The sequence below is a fragment of the Arthrobacter sp. 147(2020) genome (genome assembly GCF_013116715.1).
Classification (GTDB): Bacteria; Actinomycetota; Actinomycetes; order Actinomycetales; family Micrococcaceae; genus Arthrobacter_D.
In genome coordinates, this window is sequence record NZ_JABFOM010000007.1 from 80,635 (window position 1) to 100,996 (window position 20,362).

24 protein-coding genes are annotated in these 20,362 nt (G+C 58.7%); 22 read left to right on the forward strand and 2 right to left on the reverse strand.

The features are described 5' to 3' along the window. Positions 1–260: 260 nt before the first annotated feature. Together glnA and HMI58_RS07255 are read left to right on the forward strand one after the other, a co-directional pair. Positions 261–1,685, forward strand: a complete 1,425-nt coding sequence (gene glnA / locus HMI58_RS07250; protein WP_171585325.1) for a type I glutamate--ammonia ligase — start codon at positions 261–263, stop codon at positions 1,683–1,685. Between the two features lie 186 nt (positions 1,686–1,871). Next, the gene (locus tag HMI58_RS07255) at positions 1,872–2,624 is read left to right on the forward strand and encodes a hypothetical protein (RefSeq protein WP_171618662.1); all 753 of its coding nucleotides are present in this window, start codon (positions 1,872–1,874) and stop codon (positions 2,622–2,624) included. 22 nt (positions 2,625–2,646) lie between these two features. On the opposite strand, the gene HMI58_RS07260 is transcribed toward HMI58_RS07255, so the two are convergent. Together HMI58_RS07260 and HMI58_RS07265 are read right to left on the reverse strand one after the other, a co-directional pair. After that, complete coding sequence (locus HMI58_RS07260; RefSeq protein WP_171618663.1) at positions 2,647–3,705, reverse strand: site-specific integrase; 1,059 nt, start codon at positions 3,703–3,705, stop codon at positions 2,647–2,649. Next, on the reverse strand, positions 3,680–4,333 hold the full coding sequence (locus HMI58_RS07265) for a hypothetical protein (RefSeq protein ID WP_171618664.1): 654 nt from the start codon (positions 4,331–4,333) through the stop codon (positions 3,680–3,682). Before HMI58_RS07265 ends, HMI58_RS07260 begins: the two co-directional genes overlap by 26 nt. A gap of 166 nt (positions 4,334–4,499) precedes the next feature. Between HMI58_RS07265 and HMI58_RS14820 the strand changes: the two genes are divergently transcribed. From HMI58_RS14820 to HMI58_RS07365, 20 genes are all read left to right on the forward strand, one after another. Further along, the gene (locus HMI58_RS14820) at positions 4,500–4,676 is read left to right on the forward strand and encodes a helix-turn-helix domain-containing protein (RefSeq protein WP_171618749.1); all 177 of its coding nucleotides are present in this window, start codon (positions 4,500–4,502) and stop codon (positions 4,674–4,676) included. A 78-nt stretch (positions 4,677–4,754) separates the two neighbouring features. Beyond that, entirely contained in the window at positions 4,755–4,976 is a 222-nt protein-coding gene (locus tag HMI58_RS07275; protein WP_171618665.1) for a hypothetical protein, read from the forward strand. Beyond that, positions 4,973–5,386 carry a hypothetical protein gene (locus tag HMI58_RS07280; protein ID WP_171618666.1) on the forward strand — a complete coding sequence of 138 codons (414 nt, stop codon included), beginning with the start codon at positions 4,973–4,975 and terminating at the stop codon, positions 5,384–5,386. The genes HMI58_RS07275 and HMI58_RS07280 overlap by 4 nt, the downstream gene beginning before the upstream one ends. A 349-nt stretch (positions 5,387–5,735) precedes the next feature. Beyond that, on the forward strand, positions 5,736–6,110 hold the full coding sequence (locus tag HMI58_RS07285; protein ID WP_171618667.1) for a hypothetical protein: 375 nt from the start codon (positions 5,736–5,738) through the stop codon (positions 6,108–6,110). 286 nt (positions 6,111–6,396) lie between these two features. After that, the gene (locus tag HMI58_RS07290) at positions 6,397–6,810 is read left to right on the forward strand and encodes a hypothetical protein (RefSeq protein ID WP_171618668.1); all 414 of its coding nucleotides are present in this window, start codon (positions 6,397–6,399) and stop codon (positions 6,808–6,810) included. Continuing rightward, positions 6,803–7,906: a hypothetical protein gene (locus tag HMI58_RS07295; RefSeq protein ID WP_171618669.1), complete on the forward strand. Its 1,104-nt coding sequence runs from the start codon at positions 6,803–6,805 to the stop codon at positions 7,904–7,906. Before HMI58_RS07290 ends, HMI58_RS07295 begins: the two co-directional genes overlap by 8 nt. Positions 7,907–7,925: 19 nt before the next feature. Next, complete coding sequence (locus HMI58_RS07300; RefSeq protein ID WP_171618670.1) at positions 7,926–9,197, forward strand: DnaB-like helicase C-terminal domain-containing protein; 1,272 nt, start codon at positions 7,926–7,928, stop codon at positions 9,195–9,197. A gap of 56 nt (positions 9,198–9,253) precedes the next feature. After that, positions 9,254–9,910: a hypothetical protein gene (locus tag HMI58_RS07305; protein ID WP_171618671.1), complete on the forward strand. Its 657-nt coding sequence runs from the start codon at positions 9,254–9,256 to the stop codon at positions 9,908–9,910. After that, entirely contained in the window at positions 9,907–10,284 is a 378-nt protein-coding gene (locus HMI58_RS07310; RefSeq protein ID WP_171618672.1) for a hypothetical protein, read from the forward strand. Before HMI58_RS07305 ends, HMI58_RS07310 begins: the two co-directional genes overlap by 4 nt. Positions 10,285–10,533: 249 nt before the next feature. Further along, entirely contained in the window at positions 10,534–11,139 is a 606-nt protein-coding gene (locus HMI58_RS07315; RefSeq protein ID WP_171618673.1) for a hypothetical protein, read from the forward strand. Further along, on the forward strand, positions 11,136–12,575 hold the full coding sequence (locus HMI58_RS07320; protein WP_171618674.1) for a hypothetical protein: 1,440 nt from the start codon (positions 11,136–11,138) through the stop codon (positions 12,573–12,575). Before HMI58_RS07315 ends, HMI58_RS07320 begins: the two co-directional genes overlap by 4 nt. A gap of 475 nt (positions 12,576–13,050) precedes the next feature. Then, on the forward strand, positions 13,051–13,308 hold the full coding sequence (locus HMI58_RS07325) for a hypothetical protein (RefSeq protein ID WP_171618675.1): 258 nt from the start codon (positions 13,051–13,053) through the stop codon (positions 13,306–13,308). A gap of 460 nt (positions 13,309–13,768) precedes the next feature. Continuing rightward, complete coding sequence (locus tag HMI58_RS07330; RefSeq protein ID WP_205207989.1) at positions 13,769–14,185, forward strand: bifunctional DNA primase/polymerase; 417 nt, start codon at positions 13,769–13,771, stop codon at positions 14,183–14,185. Between the two features lie 39 nt (positions 14,186–14,224). Further along, the gene (locus HMI58_RS07335) at positions 14,225–14,575 is read left to right on the forward strand and encodes a hypothetical protein (RefSeq protein ID WP_171618677.1); all 351 of its coding nucleotides are present in this window, start codon (positions 14,225–14,227) and stop codon (positions 14,573–14,575) included. Continuing rightward, positions 14,559–16,325, forward strand: a complete 1,767-nt coding sequence (locus HMI58_RS07340; protein ID WP_318779166.1) for a terminase — start codon at positions 14,559–14,561, stop codon at positions 16,323–16,325. The genes HMI58_RS07335 and HMI58_RS07340 overlap by 17 nt, the downstream gene beginning before the upstream one ends. After that, on the forward strand, positions 16,319–17,638 hold the full coding sequence (locus HMI58_RS07345; protein WP_171618678.1) for a phage portal protein: 1,320 nt from the start codon (positions 16,319–16,321) through the stop codon (positions 17,636–17,638). Before HMI58_RS07340 ends, HMI58_RS07345 begins: the two co-directional genes overlap by 7 nt. Beyond that, positions 17,622–18,419: a hypothetical protein gene (locus tag HMI58_RS07350; protein ID WP_171618679.1), complete on the forward strand. Its 798-nt coding sequence runs from the start codon at positions 17,622–17,624 to the stop codon at positions 18,417–18,419. The genes HMI58_RS07345 and HMI58_RS07350 overlap by 17 nt, the downstream gene beginning before the upstream one ends. A 47-nt stretch (positions 18,420–18,466) precedes the next feature. Next, complete coding sequence (locus HMI58_RS07355) at positions 18,467–18,946, forward strand: hypothetical protein (protein WP_171618680.1); 480 nt, start codon at positions 18,467–18,469, stop codon at positions 18,944–18,946. A gap of 55 nt (positions 18,947–19,001) precedes the next feature. After that, entirely contained in the window at positions 19,002–19,898 is an 897-nt protein-coding gene (locus HMI58_RS07360) for a P22 phage major capsid protein family protein (protein ID WP_171618681.1), read from the forward strand. Further along, positions 19,898–20,359 (forward strand): hypothetical protein, encoded by a 462-nt coding sequence (locus HMI58_RS07365; RefSeq protein ID WP_171618682.1) that lies wholly within the window; start codon positions 19,898–19,900, stop codon positions 20,357–20,359. Before HMI58_RS07360 ends, HMI58_RS07365 begins: the two co-directional genes overlap by 1 nt. Positions 20,360–20,362 lie beyond the last annotated feature (3 nt).

Genomic DNA, 20,362 nt, shown 5'->3' on the forward strand with positions numbered 1-20,362 from the left:
GTCCAATCTTAACGCCTCGGCATGTCCCGGATTCCCGGCGTCGTCGTCGCACCCGGGTGCCCTTTCCGACCCGCGAGCGTAAATCAGGCTAGGCTAAAAGAGCCCTAGTCACCCGACCATCCTTAAGTAACGTGCCGGAAACAATTGCGACACCAGTGGGAAACTGCAATCTCCTACAGTTGTAACTATTGCGGCGGAGCGCTCAATGCTACTGATCTGCGCCCGGTCGTTATCCCCCACATGCGTTAGGAGCATAAACGATGTTCAAGAATGCGGACGAAGTCCTCAAGTTCATCGCTGACGAAGACGTAAAGTTTGTCGACGTCCGATTCACCGACCTTCCCGGAGTGCAGCAGCACTTCAACGTTCCCGCAAAGTCAGTCGATGCAGACTTCTTTGTGAACGGGCAGCTGTTTGACGGATCATCGATCCGCGGCTTCCAGGGAATCGCCGAGTCGGACATGCAGCTGATTCCGGACGTCACCACTGCGTTCATTGACCCCTTCCGCATTGAGAAGACGCTCGCACTGAGCTTCTCGATTGTTAACCCTCGGACAGGCGATCCCTACCACCGTGACCCACGGGGTGTGGCAGAGCGCGCCGAGGCTTACCTCAGCTCAACCGGCATCGCTGACACCGCGTTCTTCGCTCCTGAAGCCGAGTTCTACATCTTTGACAACGTGCAGTACGAATCCCTCCCCCAGGGCAGCTTCTACAAGGTTGACTCAGTCGAGGCACCCTGGAACAGCGGCCGCGAGGAAGAGGGCGGAAACCTTGGCAACAAGACTCCGTTCAAGGGTGGCTACTTCCCCGTGTCCCCCGTCGACAAGCAGGCCGACCTCCGCGACGCCATCTGCGTCGAACTGGACAATGCCGGCCTTGAGGTCGAGCGGTCGCACCACGAGGTAGGTGGCGCGGGCCAGGCGGAGATCAACTACAAGTTCACCACCATGACTCACGCAGCTGACGACCTGCAGAAGTTCAAGTACATCGTCAAGAACGTCTCCGACGCGTGGGGCAAGTCGGCAACGTTCATGCCCAAGCCGGTCTTCGGTGACAACGGTTCGGGGATGCACTGCCACCAGTCGCTGTGGAGCGCTGGCGAGCCACTGTTCTATGACGAGCGCGGCTACGCAGGACTGTCCGACATGGCCCGCTGGTACATCGGCGGCCTCCTCAAGCACGCCTCTGCTGTGCTGGCATTCACCAACCCGACGGTTAACTCCTACCGCCGCCTGGTCAAGGGCTTCGAAGCTCCGGTCAACATGGTCTACTCGCAGGGCAACCGCTCGGCCGGTATCCGCATCCCGATCACCGGTTCCAACCCGAAGGCCAAGCGCATCGAGTTCCGCGCGCCGGACCCCTCGTCCAACCCGTACCTGGCCTTCGCAGCACAGCTGATGGCCGGCCTTGACGGCATCAAGAACCGGATCGAGCCAGCTGACCCGATCGATAAGGATCTCTACGAGCTCCCCGCCGAGGAAGCCAAGGACATCCAGAAGGCTCCAGGCTCGTTGGAGGAAGCTCTGCTCGCCCTCGAGGCGGACAACGAGTTCCTGCAGGCCGGTGGCGTCTTCACCCAGGACCTGATCGACACCTGGATCGAGTACAAGCGTGAATTCGAGATCATCCCGCTGTCGCTACGCCCGAACCCTTACGAGTTCGAGCTCTACTACGGCGTCTAGCTAGAACAGAGGGCTGTAGGTGGTTTAGTCCGCAGACAGTCCGCAAGAATCCTAGCTCCGTCGATCAGGGGCCCCTTCCACGACCAGGTGGAGGGGGCCCTTTCCTTGTATCATCACTCTTGCCAATGCAGGCGTTCTTACAGTGGCAGGATCAGCCCTGATGTATGAAGGAGAAGCGTTTACCGAATGTCCCTAGTACATTTCGCGCTCACCAAGCCAGACGCTTCTGTCCCTTCAGAGATTGAGCTCAGCGTCGCTGCGATTGGACTCCTTGGTGTCCTTCTCGGTGGACTTCTTCAGATTCTGTTTCAACTGCGACGTGATCGCGCCAGCGCTCGGGATCAGATAAGGCAAACCGTCCTGGATGGAATCACCCAGACCATCAGGGCGCTGGCGGTACTGTATGAGCTCGCCTCGACGGGCCAAGCAAGATTCGCCGGTCCCGGTGGTATTGCCCCAACTGTCGTACCCCCGGCCTCTCCTGAAACAAGCAAAAGCGAAAAGGCTAAGACAGCCCACGCAGAAGCCGACGCTGCATTAGGGCGCTGCGCTGCAATATCTGATCGCCGCGTTGCATTGCAGGCTCAAGACATTCGGTACGAGCTGGTGTCCCTTTTCTCCACTTACGTCAACCACTTCAATGCCGGGACGCTTGACGATGAGACATTCTCAAAGTTTGACGCCCGTAAAGAGGACGCCGCTTTCTCTGTCAGTGTTCTTCATACCATGATCGAACCAAGGTGGTACGAGAGGCGACCAACCTTCCGGTCGTACAAACGCTCGAGGCGGATAGCCCTCAAAGAGAAAGTCCGCTTCGATTCCAAAGCGATCGCCGGGGATCCTACCCCAACCAAAAAACCTGGCTTCCGTCAGCGAATACCTGCGGCTTTGCGTGTGTTGCTGGGTAAAAGCCCTATAGGAGATTCCTCAACCGACTGAGATCGAACACTTGTTTGACAGCTCAGGCGGTAATAACCAGTCTGCTCGACAACACGGCAGCGATTGCAGTCCTCGAGGAGTCGTCCTTATCGGGCCAAATGTGTCCATAGGTATCGAGTGTGGTCTTTGCGGACGAGTGCCGAAGTCGAGTCTGCACGACCTTCACATCCAGACCAGACGCTATGAGCAGCGAGGCGAAGTAGTGCCGGAGATCATGGAACCGGAAACCGTCGGGCAGCCCCTCCACCTGGACACGGGCCCGCCGAAACTGAGTCTCGATCGTATAAGGGGCCACAGAGCGACCCCACTCCCCCGTGACGATGGTTTCGGATCCCCACTTGGTCGGGTTGTGGTTGAGCTGCAGCGCGAGCTCCCGCGGGATTGGGATGGGCGTCTTGGACATTTCCGTTTTGAGCGGCTCGGCAGGATACTGGATCGTGGGATTGACGAATCCCCGCATGAAATCGACATCCTGGACCCGTAGCGCTGCGACCTCCGCGACCCTTAGCCCCGCAAAAGCTGCCAGTAGGATTGCCGGCCGCATGCTTTCAGCCATCAGGTCGTGGAGCGCCCAAACCTGCTCAGTCGTCGCCACGTAGGGGCGTTGCTTGCCGGCGCCTGGCGAGGTCCGACGACTAACAGGAGATTTCGGGATTAGTCCATCATGGACGGCGTCCGCGAATAGATGAGACAGACGTGCATGCAAAGCGTAGACGGTCGAGTCGGCATAACCCTCCGCCTTCAGCTTTGCGGTCCAGGACCGCACCTCAGACGGACGCACTGACGCCAGCTCCTTCGTCCCAAACTCAGCCTCAATGTGTTTCAGATGGGACCGTGCCTGCTTCACCGTTGATGGCCGCTTGTTCTCGTACCCCTCCATCCAGGAGACGCACCACTGGGCCACGGTCGTCTTCGCGGTCTTCGGATCGACGTATGTACCGGTAACGACTGATGTGGTCACTTCATCGAGCCATCGTTGCCCGTCTAGCTTCCTAGCGAAGTGTCGCGAGTGTTCCTTGCCTGAAGCGTCCCGGTAGCGGGCACGCCAGCGACCATCAGGACGCTTCTGGATCGATGCCATTGGCTTCGTCCTCCAAAAGCATGTCCTGAAGATCATTGGGGCCATCGTCTCCTTCGACTATCTCCCGAACGCCTGGGTGAAACCTCAGGGTGGCATCCTCGCCGAACATCTTTTTTGCCTCACGAATGGCATCTGCGCGTTCATCCATGACTTCCTCGAGTGACTTGGACGAAATCCTCCGCAACGTTTGCGCCAGATACGTGAGCATCTCATCATGATCAACGCCACTCTCTTCGAGCTCCAACAGAACCTCGTCGGCTAAAGCCAGAGATTTGGTTCGGGCAAGCGCGTACTGTTCCACTGCTTCGGCGGCAGCTATCTCTAGAGACTGAATTTTATGCATGCTCCGCAATACGACTGCCCGGGTTTGAGTTACGACAGTCTCGCCGAAGAGGTTTTGCACACGCGTATTGAGCACAGCGGCAAGCGCCTTTGCCTCCTTTGCTTTGAGTGATCGCTTACCCGACTCGACCTCCCAAACAGTTGTTTGAGTCCACCTGAATCCAAAGGGTTTCATTCCGTCCGCAATCGTTTTTTGGGATCTAGTCCCTCTGAGCACGGCTATGTTCTGACCTATCTCCAAATCAGTGAGCCCGATATCGATGCTTCGGTGCGTGATGCTTTCCATTTCGATAGCGTACAGGAAAACCCAATACTTCAGATCCAACTACCGTGAAAATCATGTTGACTCTGCAACGGAACCGGACTACGGTTCATCACAGGGAAACCCCGTAGGTGTTTCGATACGTACAGTAATTTACAGTAGCGGAGGAACGATGGAGACAGTCAAGGCTATGAAGCTATTAACGCTGGATGAGGTGGCGGAGATGCTACGCAAGTCCCCAGCTCAGCTCAGGTTTATGCGTCACGCGAATACTGGGCCAAAGTCAGCGAAGTTGGCTGGGCGCGTGATGTACCGGGAACAGGATGTTATTGATTGGGTCAACGAAGCATTCGCGTCCGACCGGTAGTAAGACCCGCGCCCGTACCGGGCACCCATCATTTTCCGACTAGAGCCACGGCACTAGCGCAGAGATTAGGGGACAGCTATGTCCGAAATAGGTTTCACCGGTTACAAGCGCCGCATCCGTGAGTACGCGACAGAGCATCACCACACGATAGGCGACTCGAAGATCAGCCGTCTCGCGTCGAAGTTGTCCAAGCGGCAGGAACGAATGAACGACGAAACATTGGAGCGGATCTTCACTCACAGTGACCCGACTCCGCTCCAGGCAATCCTCAACATCGAAAACAGGAGAGTGACCACGTGAACCAGATCGCCAGCACCGTCATCAAGGAGACGACCGAGAACACGGCAGAGATCGCCGAATGGCCAGACACCGTTCAAGACCTCATCAGGCTTGCGAATGAAAGAGGCCTAAAAGCGTCCGACCTTCTGGAGCAACTGGAAGAGAACCTCGGAAATCCAAAGCAACATCCAAGCTGGTGCGACCATGCGGACTGCGAGTTCTACAAAGGCGCATGGGACCACTCAGCACTGATCAAGTCAGGACTTGTCGACTCCGAAGGCATTTCAATAGAGGCCGGCGTCAACATCCTCGATGGGAAGCCAGTCATTGCTCTCTACGGAATCAATGAAGACTTCGGGCAGTCCGTACAGCATGTAAAGGCTGTTGCTAAGTTCCTGGCAGAAGTTTGCAGGACGGTAGAGGCCGAATGACCGCGACTGCTGCTGCGGTGATTGCTGAGATGCAGCCATACGCGGCCTCGTCCGGTTCAGTCCGCACAACCCATCGCATGCTATGTGATGCCCAGCACTGGAACCCGAAGAGCCTGCACCACCAAATGGCCCCGCCTGCAGGGCAAAAGGAAACGGCCTGGACACTCCCGCCAAGAAGTCAGTCCAGACCGTCACACGCAATGCCTACAAGAAAGAAGCAATCGCAATGTTTGTATCGTACTACACCGCCACGACTTGCCGAGGTATCAGCGCAAATCACGACCATAAGTACCCAACCGACGCCGTTCAGATCGAAGGCTCAGTTCATGTCTCGCTTTCTCCTCGTGCTGTGAAAGCGGACCGATCCTACGACGGTAAATTGGTGCGCCGGTTCGCCTCAATCAACTATTGGCCGGCGACGGGAGACATGCTGGTTACCGTCTATGCCGGTGCCACATCCGCTGAGATTGACGCGGCGCTGTGCACAGCCGAAGCCCCAGCGCAAGATCCCCGCACTTGGTTCAAGCATCCATGCGAGCCGGAACGTCTCCGGATTAGCCTGCACCGCTACGTGGACGATCACTATGTCAGCGAAGTCGCCGAAGCGGTCTTCGCGGACCTCGGGAACATCGGGAACATCGGGAACATCGACCAGGATCACCAGCTTCAAGTGAATCACCTCCCGCTGTCCATCAACGCCGATGCGACGGAGGCCGCAAAATGACGGATCACACGAAGACCGCACCCCAGGCCAACAAGAAAGAGAACAGATTGGACCCCGCCCATATCTTCTTGGGCGAAAGCACCTATCCCCCGATCTACGGTGCCAAAGTCCCCACCCGCTGCGGAAAGTTGTTGGAACCTCGAAGCCGTCCAGGCGACAAGGAATTCCCCACAACACCATTCGCCAAGGATGAGCTTTGCGATACCTGCACGCTAATGTCCTCCATCGGCGCAGTTCTCCCTCCGGAAGAACCCGCGATCAAATCATCTAAGACTGAGGAGACCAAATGACCCGCGACGAATTGAATGGCGTGCTGGCCAAGCTCGGCCTTCTCGAAGGACGTAGCTTCACCACCGCTCAAGGAGACGCCTGGTACGAGATCCTCAGCGCACGGAAGGCAGATGACGCACACACGGCCGTTCTCCAATTCCACTCAACGCCATTCAAACGAGTGGCCTACCCAGGGGACATCAACGGGATCGTGGAAGACATTGAGCGGTCACGGGTCGCCTCGATCGGATCCCTAGAGCCGACTCTCGCAGATCTGGAGTCCACCAGTAACCGAAGGTGGCTCAACAAGGAGCTTTACAGGGTCGTTCGGCAGGGCGAGCTTAGCCCAGCAGGATACCGGGAGTACCAGCGCTCACGGATGACCCTCAAGGCCTTCATGGCGGAACAGGCGGTTCTAACCAGTGCCTAGGGAACGAGCGAACCTGAGGGTGGACATGCTCGCGGATGACGACTTCCGCGGGCTGTCCGTCCCAGCCCAACACCTGTACATGATTCTCATGATCCACCCGACCCTGTCTTACGCCGGCGTTGCGGACTGGAGGAAGGGTCGACTGGCCGGCATGAGCTCCGGGGCCACCCCCGAGTCAGTCAGCTCAGCCGCACGCGAGCTTCAGGCGAGCCACTTCATCTACGTCGACGAGCAGTCCGAGGAGGTCTTCATTAGGTCCTTCGTGAGGCACGACGGGCTCCTCAAGCAGCACCGTCTGCCGATCTCCATGGCGAACGACTACGCGGCGATCTCCTCACCTCAGGTCAGAACCTACTTCGTGCATGAGTTGAAACGACTGCACGAGGAGATCCCGAACGAAAAGTGCTGGGAGAACGAGCGTGTCAGGAAGCTTCTCCAAGCACCTTCGAAGGACATGAAAACGGCTACCCATGCCGACATCTATGCCAAGGACTATGGCAAAGCCTATGCCGAGGGTTATGCCGACACCTTTGCCGAATCGTCGGGCGACGCTTCTAGATGCCCTACTACTACAGCTACTACTACAGCTACATCTTCTAAAGAAGATAAAACCTTCTCGTCGGAAATCGCTGAAGCGATTCCACGACCAGACGTTGAACAGCTTCTGGATCTCCTCGAAAAGCTCATCATCGAAAACGGATTCAAAAAGCCATCGAGGAACAAAGCGAACACCTCGGCGGCTCGGCTTCTCATCGACCGGGACGGGTACACCGTTCCGCAGATCGAGTGGATGATCCGATGGGCGACCAACGACGAGTTCTGGCGGAAGAACATCCTGTCGATGTCGAAGCTGCGGGACAAGTTCCCTCAACTGCTGGCGAAGGCAGACGTGAACCGTTCGAAACCGCAGGCAGGCTTCAACGGAGAGATCGACGTGGATGCCGTGCTGGGTCTCGATACGTGGGTGCTCGGTGACCCGCCGTCCGGGCTCTCCATCCCAGAGGAAGCTGCCTGGAAGAAGTCCCAGGTTGATGCCCACCGTGCGGATCGCCTCAAGAAGGCCCGGAAGCGTCTGGAGGTTTCCAGTGCAGCCTAGGCACGATTTGGATGCGGAGATGATCGTCCTTGGGTCGGCGATGCTGGACAGCCGAGTCATCGACGATTGCGTGATCGACGCGGAAGACTTCTACCGGCCAGCCCACGAGCAGCTCTGGACCTTGATCCTCACCGAACACCGCGCTGGTAATCCGATCAACCCGGTGACATTAGCTCAGAAACTCCTAGGGTCTCCCATCAAGGGCTTGACCGATGTGTATCTCCACGAGTGTCTGGCCACGCCTACAACGGCGCGCCAAGCGCCGCACTACGCCTCGATGGTCCGATCCATGGCACGGCTGAGGAGGATCGCCGATGTCGGCACGGCGCTGGTTCAAAGCTCAAGCGAGGCTGACTGGGCAACCGTGGATGAGGTCCTGGAAGCCAACAGGGCGAGGCTCGACGGTGTCGTTCAGATGGAGGGCACACAGGCGCGGGTGCGGACCTTCGCCGATGCTCTGAAGCTGGCTGTCGACCGTTGGGACAAGCCGAAGCCACGTGCCTTCCGAACAGGTTGGCCGGAGCTTGACGACATGCTCAACGGCGGCTGGAGGCCAGGTCAGCTCACCGTCATGGGCGCACGACCCGCTGTAGGTAAATCCTTGGTTGCGGGGTGCGCGGCCGTCGCTGCAGCCGAGTACGGATGCGGGTTCTTCTCACTCGAAATGAGCGAAGAGGACATGGTCGATCGTCTGGTTTCACATGCCACCGAGGTCAACCTGGCCGCAATCAGCAATCACCGCCTGAAGGACGATGACTGGTCCCGCATCAGTGACCTTGTCCAAAAATCGGCGGACTGGCCGCTCTACGTCGAAGAGGCCTCACAGTTCTCGATGGCGCAGATCCGGTCGAAAGTCCGAACCTGGACACGACGCGGACCAGTCCCGTTAATCGTCATCGACTACCTGCAGCTCGTAACGCCGGCCAGCCGTTCCGATCAAAGGGAGCGCCAGGTCTCGCGAATCGCCGAAGACTGCAAACACCTCGCGAAAGAGTTCAACACCCATGTGCTCGCCCTCGCCCAGGTCAACCGCGGATCCACTCAACGCGAGATCAAAACACCCACCATGAGCGATCTCAGGGAGTCCGGCGGGATCGAAGCCCACGCAGACAACATCATCCTCCTGCACAGGGAAGGCACCGCAGAGGACTCCATCATCGAACTCATCATCGCGAAGAACCGACATGGCAAAACCGGCAACCTGCAACTCAACTGGAGACCCCACGTCGCCTCCGTAAGCGGCAACCACCGCAACCCTTACGAACGCTACGAACTGTACCAGACCGCGTGACCTACCTGCCGGCCCCAAAACCACACCTAACCCCCCATCGAACTGGTTGGAGCGAAATGACCGCTACAGAACAACTCCTCAACGACCACATCCACCGCCTCACCCGCGAACACCGAGTCACCTACACCGACCCAGAAACCGGCACCACGTCGTATCCCACAGAAATGTCGCTCTTCGACCAGCTACGGCTTGAACAAGCATCAGGCCGGCGTAGCACCGGAGGCAGCGGATCAGGGTCACGCTCCCCTATCGCAATCCAGGCAATGATCCTCTGGAACGAAATCCGGGAAGCTCTCAACACCAGGCACATCCAACACACCGCGGCCGACGAGCCTGAGGTCAGTCACGAGTCAAAACTTCAGAAGTGGGGCGTCCGAGCGCTTGCCGACCCAACCGGTGCAGCACAAGAGAACTGCCTGCGCACCGCGGTCGGTTGGGCCAACGCCATCAGCAACCTCATCAGCCCCGTCCGCAAGATTGAGATCGTAGGGACATGCCCCGTCGACGGCTGCCACGCCACGCACGCCTGGACATGGAACGAAGACGAATGGATCCGAAACACTGCGATCACTGCGGCTGGGGTTCAAGCCCATTGCGGCGCGTGTGGAACCATCTGGGCTGGTGCCGAACTGCATTCCCTTCCCGCGCTCATGGAAGCCGCCGCAAACGTCACCCCAGAAATGTCAGTGGCGAATGACTTGGTGATCGCATGAAGAACCCCGGACTTCACCTCGCGGCACTCAAACACTTCAAGAAGAGGAAGGAGCCAGGCTGCGTCGGCTGGCAAGTAACCCTTCCCGAGAAACCCGGAACCGTGCACTGCGTTCGAAAGAACCGGCGCACCGGCAACATCAGCGACGCAATCTACCTAGAGGACCCGCTCGACTATGAGTACGCACTCTGCGGGGAGAAAGTAAAGGTAATCCTTCCAACAGCGTTCGCTAACGCAGGTGAGGACGAGTGCTCGCGCTGCGAAGAGCTATTGCGGGTCGATGAGTTCAATGGCAGAAGCCATCCTGAACCTAGGTTTCCAATTCCATGGGCCACCAGAGCGGAGAGAATGCGGTCCAAGATGACACGCTTGTAAGTCGCCGCCTGGTGGGTTAATCTGGAGGCACAGAGCATAAGTGTCTCTCCGACACGACGAAAGGCCACCATCGACCCCCAATGATGGTGGCCTTTTGCGTCGCCTAGCAGCTACCCGAAATTCCGCCTCTTCGCTCCGCCGCGCCGAGACACACAGGTAGTTGCGGAGATAACCGGCAATCCCTCGTTACTGACAAGGAAGCTAGCGAAACTTTGGGCTGAAACACCGACGTGTAGACTCCTATCAACTTTGGATAAAGCGACGATGGGGATACGCGTGGGGTTAGATGCTGAGCCTGTTCAGCAAAAGGGCATCGATGGCGTGGCTCTCGCCAAAAGGGGTCTCGAGAGCACGACGTGGATCGAACTACCATTCAATGCCTATAGAAATGACCTTGTCTGCAGAGTGCCACTACTAGTGGGGAGCAAGCTCTTTGATATGTTCGGGTTCATTTTCGGTGAGCAGAATGTGCCGCTTTACGTAGAAGCGAAGAACTACGACGGAAGTCCTGGGAAGCTTGAGGAGCACTATAAAGAATTCCTAGCTAATGCTTACAGCGCCACAGCCTTGGCCAATAAGAATAAAGCTTCGGAACGAGCCGAATTCATGTTTGTAACCACGCACCCCTTTGGTCTGGGGAAATGGGTCGACAATTACAGGCCGTCTCGTATTCGGGAGGCGCTAACGGACCATATGGGCCTGCTTGGGGAGGGCGGCGTCATCGATGACAATGTCCTACATGAAACTTCCAGCCTTATTCATCTCCTCATATTGAATGAGCGCCAAGAGCGATTCATGCTTACAGCGTCTGAACTGACCCGCATAGAAGATGTTCTAGGGAGGAAAGCGCGATGACGGATCAAGGAACGTTCAAGGGGTCTCTTATCCATGCCCTCAATTCCCCCGACCCGCACGAAATTATCTCTGGGGTGAAGTCGGTCATCGCAGAGGAACTTCATAATCTCGATGATCGTGTCGACGTCGAATTCACAAGTTATTTCAATCACTCGTATATGCCGGACATGGTTCTGACCTGGCGCGAGGGCGGGAAGCGCAAGGAGAGGCCCCTTTTTGTCCGTACCGGGGTGGACCCAGGGGCCATAGCAGCTGATCTTCATGGCCTTGTTCCTCAGTCCCCTCTGGTCATCGGTGTCGATGAACTGAGCTCCGGACACGTGGCAAGGCGCGCACTCGATGACGAACAATCCCGTCGTCGAGTGGACTTGCTGATGACCGACGCAGATTCCATAGCTGCCTTGTCTCCAGCCGGAGACAAAAGATCGTCGGGTTATGACTTCTCTAAACTGGTGGGAGGAAACTTCCTCAGCGGGGGCCGAGGCTTCGTTGGAGAAGACGAAGCCAACCTCCTCATTGAGGCCGTCCAAATGAACGATGGCCAAAGCGTCCTACCGGATTTTGAGACAACCGTGGACAGATTCTTCATGGAGGATGCTGCTCTCAGGCTGAAAAGATCCACCAGTTTGGTTCAACAAGTTCTTAGTGGGAATCTAAACGACCTGGCGCTCTCCGGCAGATTTTCGCATGCCGAACTGCGCACGGTGCTCCCTCTCCTCCTGTCCAACCCATTGGCCCGGGAGACTAGTCGCCTTTGGTCAGAGTTGGGTGAGGTCATGGGTCTCACCGATCTATTTGAGATTGCATCCGACCTTGAGTCCCTAGACGTTTCTCCGCTGTTGAGTGCCAATGCCGATAGGTGGACTGCCAAGCGCAGCCAAGTCGTGATGGCAGTTGCCGATCCTGAGAACGATAACAGCAGCGACGGAGAAGAATCCGTCGCCGAACCGGTCTGGGCCCTGTGGCGAGGGCTGCTCACGTTGAACGTAAAGGATTGGAAAGTTCTATTCGCGGATGATGCACGAAAATTGAAAGGTCGGGGTTCCGACGGCACAGTGCCACAGTGGATAGATATCAGCAATGTCTTGCCCTCGTTCGACGTGAAAGCAGTCAATCTTAACGGGCTCGCACGGAGGGTATCGATATCGGCGGAGCAGTCGGGAGACATTTACGATGATATCGCTACTGTAACCCGAGCACTCGACGAGTCGTTTTATGTTCCACGCATAGATCTGGCGACTACCCAAGGCGAGAAGACCAATCATTCGTCAGTCGAGTTCTCGGAAATGCTGGTAACGAGTAGCCCATCGGAGACGTTAGCGAATCACACGAGTATGGCTCTAAATCTGTTGCTCCATGGGAAGCGTGTGGCTATTGATTCCCTTCCCAATTCGCTTGTGGAACATATCCGACTGGAACCACCACTAATCAGTTGAATGACCTCCTGCACCTCACAAGTAGGTGCGGGGCTTCTCTGTTGGTACACAGACCTAGCAGGAAAACTCATTCACTAGGTACCCAGAGATGCCGTCCGGATATCGCGAGCAATCGATTGACGAGGACAACGGCGCACACGGTAGGACCATCTCCCCGTGACGGCGAGGTTGATGACATGGCCTGGGATACATCCAATCGCTCGAAGCGCCTGCCGTCTGACTGGTCGAAGCTAAGGCGGACTGCCCAGCACAGGGCCGGCGGCATATGCGAATGGGTGACCAACGGCAACCGTTGCACCACCACGGGTAGCGAATGCGACCACACCACCCCGGGCGACAACCACGCACTGTCCAACCTCCAATGGCTATGCACACCACACCACGCCGAGAAGACCCGGCAAGAGAACGCGGCACGCAACACAGCCAACGCTGAACTCAGGCGCCGCCCCACTGAACCACACCCAGGGAGAACACCATGACCACAGTCACCCTCACCAAAGCAATCGGCGGGCACACCAAAGGCGCGACCATCAACGTCACACCAGGCGTCGCCGCCTACCTCACCAACACTGGACACGTCGAAGAGACCAGCGCTCCAATCGAGGAGACGGACGCGAAGCCGGCAGGCAACGCAAGCGTAGAAGCATGGCATGACTACGCACTCCGCAACGGACACACCGAAGCTGAACTCGACGGACTCAAGCGCGACGACATCAAGACACTCATCGGATAGACTCAACCCACCGCGAGGTCGACGGCCAACCCCACTGGGGGTGCCTCCCCCGCGGAAAACCCCTCTACCGCCGGATAGCAATTCTCGTCCTGCGTGCGCTCTTTCTGGCTTTTTGGGTGGGGCTGGGAGCTCCCTGGCTCTCTCTGTGCCAGCCTTTCGATGGCTTGGTGGGCTTGAATATCCCCCGCTTCGGGAGATCGGCTCCTACAGATTCGCCCTCTAGTGAACCCTTGTGATTACCCTAGATTTAGCGGATTATCCGTAACATCTACGGTAGACTAAAAGCATGACTAAGAGGTTGTGTGAGTACTGCGGGGAGAGCATCAATCTCTTGCGTGCCGGCGCCCGGTTCTGTTCCACGAAGCACCGCGTTTATGCGTCTCGGAAGCCTGTTTTGCCGGTGGAAATGACGAATAAGGTGCGTTGGATGCGGTGGAAGCCGGTTCGGCGAGGTGGTCGGGTGACTAAGATGCCCATCACCATCGAGGGCAAGCAAGCGTCTTCCACGAATGCGGCTACGTGGTGTTCCTACCAGGAGGCTCGCTTGTCCGCCCAGGGCACCGGCCTTGGGTTCGCACTTGGTGAGGGTATCGGCTGCATTGACTTGGATCACTGCATCATCGACGGTGTGGTCGCCGACTGGGCCAGCGCCATCTTGGACTCATGCCCGCCGACCTACATCGAGGTCTCCCAATCCGGTGAAGGCCTGCACATCTTCGGCCTGTTGCCTGAGGGTTCCGGTCGGAACATCCGATCGGGAGAGAAGGCGATCGAGTTCTACTCCGCCGGCCGGTACATCGCCGTAACCGGCAACAGCTTCGAGGGTTCCCCTGCGAGGCTCGCAGATTTGTCCGGGGTTGTTGCCTCGGTCGTTTAGTGCCCCTGGTGGGCGCGCACAGCGTCCCGGGAGGACATCATGGCAGCTACAGCACCGCGTGGCCTGGAGGCGAAGGGTAAGCGCTTGTGGAAGGACATCACGTCCAGCTACGAGCTCCGCGCCGATGAATTGGACACGCTTGAGGATATCTGTCGGGAGGCTGATCTGATCGTTCGCCTTGAGGCAGAACTTGATGGGGCGGAGCTGATCACGACCGGTTCACAGAGGCAGGATGTCGCCAATCCGATGGTGTCGGAAATTCGGCAGCATCGGGCAACGAAGAAAGCCTTGTGGGCGAGTCTGAAACTGCCTGACGAAGGGACTGCTGGCAACCAGCAGCGGGAAGCAGCACAAACACGTTGGGCCCAGACCCGTGGCAAGGTCTCGTAGCTCCGCGGCTCTCATCACTTCTGCCGAGTCGGACTTCGCGGAGATTATCCGTTGGTACGAGGATCAGCTCGCGTCTGCTTTCCCTCCTCCCGGGCTGTTGTGGGAGCCGGTGAAGATCGGTCCGACCTGGCAGTACGAGAACGGGTGGACACTCCCCCGTTTCACTCTCGGTTGGCGGATCCTCGCTTGGTGCGGGTATTGGCTGAAGGACAAGCATGGGAAGCCGTGGGCGTTCACCGCTGAGCAGACCAGGTTCATTCTCTGGTACTTCGCTGTTGAAGAGTCCGGTGACTTCCTCTACCACTCGGGCGTTCTGCAGCGGTTGAAGGGTTGGGGTAAGGATCCGATCGCTGCGTGTCTGTCGATGGCGGCCATGTTTGCCGAGGTGACCTTCGACCACTGGGATGGCGACACCCCGGTGGGACGCGAGCAGTCGAACGCGTGGATCCAGATCGTCGCCGTGTCACTCATTCAGACGCAGAACACGATGAAGCTGTTTCCGTCGCTCATCACCGCGGAGGCCAGGAAGCACTACGGCATCCAGGTCGGCAAGCGGAACGTGTGGGGTGCCGGCGATGAGCGGCAGATCGAGGCGGTCACGTCGTCGGTAATGTCCATCGAGGGCGGCCGTCCTACATTGGTGATCCGCAACGAGACGCAGAACTGGAATTCCTCGAACTCTGGCCATGAGATGGCTGGAGCAATCGAGGGTAACGCGGCGAAATCCGATAAGGATTCGCCAGCGAGGATGCTGGACATCTGTAATGCGTACCGGCCGGGTGAGGACTCGGTGGGTCAGCGTATGAGGGAGGCCTACGAGTCGACGTTGGGCGACGAAGCGGAGTTTGCCGAGTTCGGTGTCATGTATGACTCTCTCGAAGCTCCCCCAGAGGCGCCGTTGACGCTAGCTGCTGCCCCTGATGTAGTGCGTGCGGTGCGCGGCGATGCGGTGTGGTTGGACGCAGAGGGGCGCATCAGAAAGTCGATCGCGAACCCGGCGAACACACCGAGTGAGTCGCGGCGTAAGTGGTACAACCAGATCACCGCGGCCGAGGACTCGTGGACGGAGCCGTTGGAGTTCGACCCGCTGAAGGATCCCGAGAAGATCCTGGAACGCGGCGAGGAAATCGCCCTGTTCTTGGACTGCTCGAAGTCCGACGATGCCACTGCATTGGTGGGCTGCCGGATGTCCGATGGGCATGTGGTGACGCTCGGCATGTGGCAGCGTCCGCCTGGAAAACGGGGGGACGGATGGTTGGCGCCCCGGGAGAAGGTCGACCAGTCTGTGCGCGAAGCGTTCGACGAGTTCACTGTGGTGGGCTTCTTCGGGGACCCGTCGCATGTGAAGGACGACGAGACGATGGACCGCTACTGGGATCCGCTGTTCAACGACTGGCATCTGCGTTACCGGCACAAGCTCCGCGTGTGGGCGTCAGGGAAGAAGGGTGGTGCCGGCCATGCGGTCATGTTCGACATGTCGGCCCGGGACAACACCCGTTCTTTCGCTTCTGCGGTCGGCTTCACCCTTGAGGAGATCAAGTCTGCCTCGTTCACCTGGGACGGCGACGCTCGGTTGCGTCGACACGTGCTGAACGCCCGCCGATATCCGGTTGACGGGTACGTGTCCATTTCGAAAGACAAACGCGAGTCGAAGAACAAGATCGACCTCGCAATCTGCATGGTCGGCGCCCGCATGGTGCGCCGGCTGATCTTGAACAGCGGCAAGAAGGGTGGTGGGCAAGTATGGTGATGCGAAAAAATGCTGTACTGGAGCTCGCCAACGACGTTCTTGTCCCTGGCTGGCAGCAGGAACGCCAGAAGCTAGACAGGATCGACAATTGGCTTCGGTGGACCCCTGAAAAAGTTCGAGTGCCGACTTCAGCCGACCAAGAAGAGAAGTACCTTCGAGATCTCGCTGAAACCCCGTGGCTTAGTTTGGTCGTCACGACGGTTGCGCAGCAATTGGTTGCCGAGCTGGTTCGGTCTGCCAAGTCGCTGAATGTGGATCAGCTTTGGGAGCCGTGGGTTCGGAACCGCATGCCATCACGGCAGCGGGCCATTCACCGAGCAGCCCTTGGTTACGGGTACGCATACACCACGGTTCTCCCCGGCGACTCGGGTGCTGTTATTCGCGGTTACTCCCCAAGGGATATGTTCGCGGTCTACGCGGATCCGGTCGAAGATGAATACCCGCAGTATTACTTGCGGGTGCGTGGCGATCACCGCTTTGTCGTGGATGAAGAGGCGGTGCACATACTTGGCCTTGAGGATGGGAGGCTGACTTACATCGAGCAGCGGATTCATGACGTCGGTGTAGCGCCGGCGATTAGGTACTCCAATCAGATCGATCTTGAGGGCCGCACCCCTGGCGAAGTTGAACCATTCATCCCAGCCGCGCAACGTATCAACAAGACGACATTCGACCGGCTGCTCGTTCAGCATCACTCGTCGTGGAAGGTCCGCACGGCCACCGGCCTCGAAGACCCCAAGAGCGACGAAGAGAACGAGCGCCGCAAGCTGCTACTGCGCCAGAACGACATCCTCACGGGCGGTGAAGGCGTCGACTTCGGCACTCTCGATGAGACGAGCCCGGAGGGTCTGATCAAGGCAGAGGAAGCGGACATTGAGACACTGGCCGCGGTCTCTCAGACGCCGGCGCACGCGCTGACGGGCAAGATGATCAACTTGTCCGCTGATGCGATCACTGAGGCGCGCGCCATGCTCGACCTGAAAGCCGGGGAACGCAAGGTCGGTTTCGGTGACTCCCACTGCCAGACGTTGCGGCTCGCTTCCCATATCGAGGGTCGAGAGAATGACGCGAACGACTTCAGCCTGGTCATTGACTGGGCTGACCTCGAATCGCGTTCAATGTCGCAGGCTGCGGACGCTCTCGGCAAGATGGCGTCGATGCTCGGCATTCCTCCGGAGAAACTGTGGGATCGTATTCCCGGCATCACTCCGGATGTGGCGAAAGGCTGGCTGGACTACAAGCGCGAGAATCCTTCCGCTGAGGCCCAGTTGGCCAACTCCCTGATGGCTCAGTCCAATGGCACTGACGGCTGAGGGCCGGGAACTCACCGAAGCTAACCGTCTCGCCCAGCTTGCTATCGCGGCCCGCGCTATGGCCGTATCTAGCATCCTCTGGGATGGCGTCGACGTGGGTCGATTGGATCAGTCCACGGCTCGGTGGATGCCGGCCCAGTTGGCGGTGCTGCGCAGGTTCCACAACGACTCCAACCGGGTTGCTGGAGAGTATCTACGTCAGTACCGGCTAGCTGAGGTGGGGCAAGCTGGCGAGGTTGTGCCGGGTGGTTTCGATACGGCTGAGATGCGCAACACTATGTTGCTGGCTGGGCCGGTTCGAACGAAGCTGCTGATCGCTAACGGCATGGCCCCGGATGAAGCGAAGGCCGGCACGTTCAACAAGCTTGGCGGAATGGTCCGCCGGCAGGTTTTGGACGGTGGGCGTGGGTCGGTCAATCGGACTGAGCGCGGCGACCGGAGAGCCAAAGGTTGGCGGCGGGTTAGTGATGGGGACCCCTGCACTTTCTGCGCGATGCTTTGCGCCCGGGGTCCTGTCTACGGGTCTGAGCAGAAGGCTAACCAAGTGGGCGGCTCCGGACTCCAATTCCACGGCCACTGTGGGTGTACCGCCGAAATTATTTACGGCGAGTGGACGCCCACGGAGACCGAGCAGACATTCGTAGATGCCTATGACGCCGCGGCAACGGAGGCCGACGCCGCAGGTCAGTCACGCATACAAAGCACCATCCTCTACAGGATGCGCCGAGATGGATCCTTCAAGGACTCCCCCAAAATCCGCAACGCGAACAGCGATGCGTAAGAGCTGCCCTGGTGGCGGCGCCAGTACGAGAAGCCCCAGGAGGGCACATGTCAGAACAGCCAGCCGAATCCACTGAATGGACCGAGGAGAATACGGAGGAAACCAAAGCCCAGGAGGCGAAGGGGACCGAAGAAGAAACCACGGAAGAGGTATTTGACGCAGAGAGGGCTCGCGAGAAGATCCGCAAAGCCAATGGCGAAGCGAAGAACCTCCGAGATCGCGCCCTCGCTGCTGAGGAGAAGGCGAAGGACGCCGAAGGCAAAGACACGAGGATCACGACCCTGGAGGCCGAGAACCTGCGTCTGCGCGTTGGCGTCAAGCACGGACTGCCCGAAGCGCTTATAAAGCGCCTCTCGGGAACCACCGAGGAGGAAATTCTCAAGGATGCCGAAGAGCTCATGGAGTTGTTCGGCCCCAAGAAGCCTCCAACGAACCGCCCGAGCGAGAAGCTCCGCGGCGGCGGTGACCCAACTAGCGAACCCGAAGAGCGGGACCTCGACAAGTTGGCGCAAGGCATTTTCCGTTAGACCGTGCGTCTCCGCCACGGAGGTCGCGCCAGTAACTACACACTAGGAGGCCCCCGTGGCTAACACTCTTTACACCCCGGAACAGGCGGCGCGGGCTACGCTCGCATCCCTGCGCTGGCTGACCAACCTTCCCCGCACCGTCCGCCAGGACTTCTCCAGCGACTTCGTTGCCGGCCGGGGTCAGACCGTGAACGTGCTCGGCCCGGTTAGCGCCGGCACCGCGAAGGTCTACACCAAGGCCCAGCGTGACGCCCGCGAAGCGATCCAGTTCAACGAGCTGGATCAGCAGTGGTTCCCAGTCACCCTGGACAACCAGGTCTACAACGCACTGCGACTGCCGGACGACTTCGCAACATTCACCCTGACCAACCTCGCCCAGCAGGTCCTTCGACCTCAGGCTGAGTCGGTCGTGGATGAACTCGCCGCGCCACTGATCGCGGAGATGTCGACCATCGCCACGGACGCCTCGATACCCGCCGTGGCTCCGGATGGTTCGAACATCATGCAGGTCCTGATCAAGTCCCGGCAGGTACTCAACGAGCGTCGCGTCCCTACCGACAGCCGCACGTTCGCTGTCGGCGCGGACATCGAGGCTGCGATCCTGTCGTTGCCCCAGCTTCAGAAGGTCAACGAGGCCGGGACTTCGGAGACCCTGCGGAACGCGACCATCGGCCGCCTGTTTGGTTGGACCATCGTGGCTGATGCCGCGCTGCCATCCGACTTCGGTATCGGCTACCACCGGGACGCGTTCGCCCACGTCACCCGTCCATCGCGTCAGCCTGAGGGTGCCGCGAAGTCGGCGACGGTCGCACAGGATGGGTTCGCACTCCGCTGGATCCAGCACTACAACCCGCTGCAGCTCGAAGACCAGTCCGTGGTGGACACCTTCTACGGCGCCGCCACCCTGGACGCCAACCGGGCCGTTTCCGTCTCGCTCGCGACAGGCGTGTAATGGCGACCCCGGCAACTCTCGCCGGGGTCGAAGAGCTCGCCGATTGGCTTGGTGAGCCGATCCCAAATGGTACGACTGAGTCCAAGCGTGCGGTGCTCTGCCTGCGTATTGCGTCCGCCCTGGTTCGTAAGGAATCGGGGCGGACGTGGACCACTGACACCGGGACTCTTGTCGCAGATGTCCCCGAGGATGCGGTCATGGTCACTCTCTACTGTGCTGGCCGGGTGTTTGATAACCGGTCAGCACAGACGCGGGGTTCCATTGACGACCGGGACGAGGCATGGCGGGTCGATGAGTCGGGCGCATACCTGACCGACTCCGAGAAGCGGATGCTGTCCGCCTTCAAGGCCACATCTTTGAGGGGTCTTGGTGTAGTTGCGACGACTCGCATTGACACTGACCCCGCCTCCCAAGGGTGGGTTCCTACGGGTACGCCCGAGGTCCAGTTTCCTTGGTACTAGGGG

Coding starts and splice junctions, on each gene's coding strand:
- glnA (WP_171585325.1), top strand. CDS start 261: ATGTTCAAGAATGCGGACGAAGTCCTCAAGTTCATCGCTGACGAAGAC.
- HMI58_RS07255 (WP_171618662.1), top strand. CDS start 1,872: ATGTCCCTAGTACATTTCGCGCTCACCAAGCCAGACGCTTCTGTCCCT.
- HMI58_RS07260 (WP_171618663.1), bottom strand. CDS start 3,705: ATGGCATCGATCCAGAAGCGTCCTGATGGTCGCTGGCGTGCCCGCTAC.
- HMI58_RS07265 (WP_171618664.1), bottom strand. CDS start 4,333: ATGGAAAGCATCACGCACCGAAGCATCGATATCGGGCTCACTGATTTG.
- HMI58_RS14820 (WP_171618749.1), top strand. CDS start 4,500: ATGAAGCTATTAACGCTGGATGAGGTGGCGGAGATGCTACGCAAGTCC.
- HMI58_RS07275 (WP_171618665.1), top strand. CDS start 4,755: ATGTCCGAAATAGGTTTCACCGGTTACAAGCGCCGCATCCGTGAGTAC.
- HMI58_RS07290 (WP_171618668.1), top strand. CDS start 6,397: ATGACCCGCGACGAATTGAATGGCGTGCTGGCCAAGCTCGGCCTTCTC.
- HMI58_RS07300 (WP_171618670.1), top strand. CDS start 7,926: ATGATCGTCCTTGGGTCGGCGATGCTGGACAGCCGAGTCATCGACGAT.
- HMI58_RS07305 (WP_171618671.1), top strand. CDS start 9,254: ATGACCGCTACAGAACAACTCCTCAACGACCACATCCACCGCCTCACC.
- HMI58_RS07310 (WP_171618672.1), top strand. CDS start 9,907: ATGAAGAACCCCGGACTTCACCTCGCGGCACTCAAACACTTCAAGAAG.
- HMI58_RS07320 (WP_171618674.1), top strand. CDS start 11,136: ATGACGGATCAAGGAACGTTCAAGGGGTCTCTTATCCATGCCCTCAAT.
- HMI58_RS07325 (WP_171618675.1), top strand. CDS start 13,051: ATGACCACAGTCACCCTCACCAAAGCAATCGGCGGGCACACCAAAGGC.
- HMI58_RS07335 (WP_171618677.1), top strand. CDS start 14,225: ATGGCAGCTACAGCACCGCGTGGCCTGGAGGCGAAGGGTAAGCGCTTG.
- HMI58_RS07345 (WP_171618678.1), top strand. CDS start 16,319: ATGGTGATGCGAAAAAATGCTGTACTGGAGCTCGCCAACGACGTTCTT.
- HMI58_RS07350 (WP_171618679.1), top strand. CDS start 17,622: ATGGCACTGACGGCTGAGGGCCGGGAACTCACCGAAGCTAACCGTCTC.
- HMI58_RS07355 (WP_171618680.1), top strand. CDS start 18,467: ATGTCAGAACAGCCAGCCGAATCCACTGAATGGACCGAGGAGAATACG.
- HMI58_RS07365 (WP_171618682.1), top strand. CDS start 19,898: ATGGCGACCCCGGCAACTCTCGCCGGGGTCGAAGAGCTCGCCGATTGG.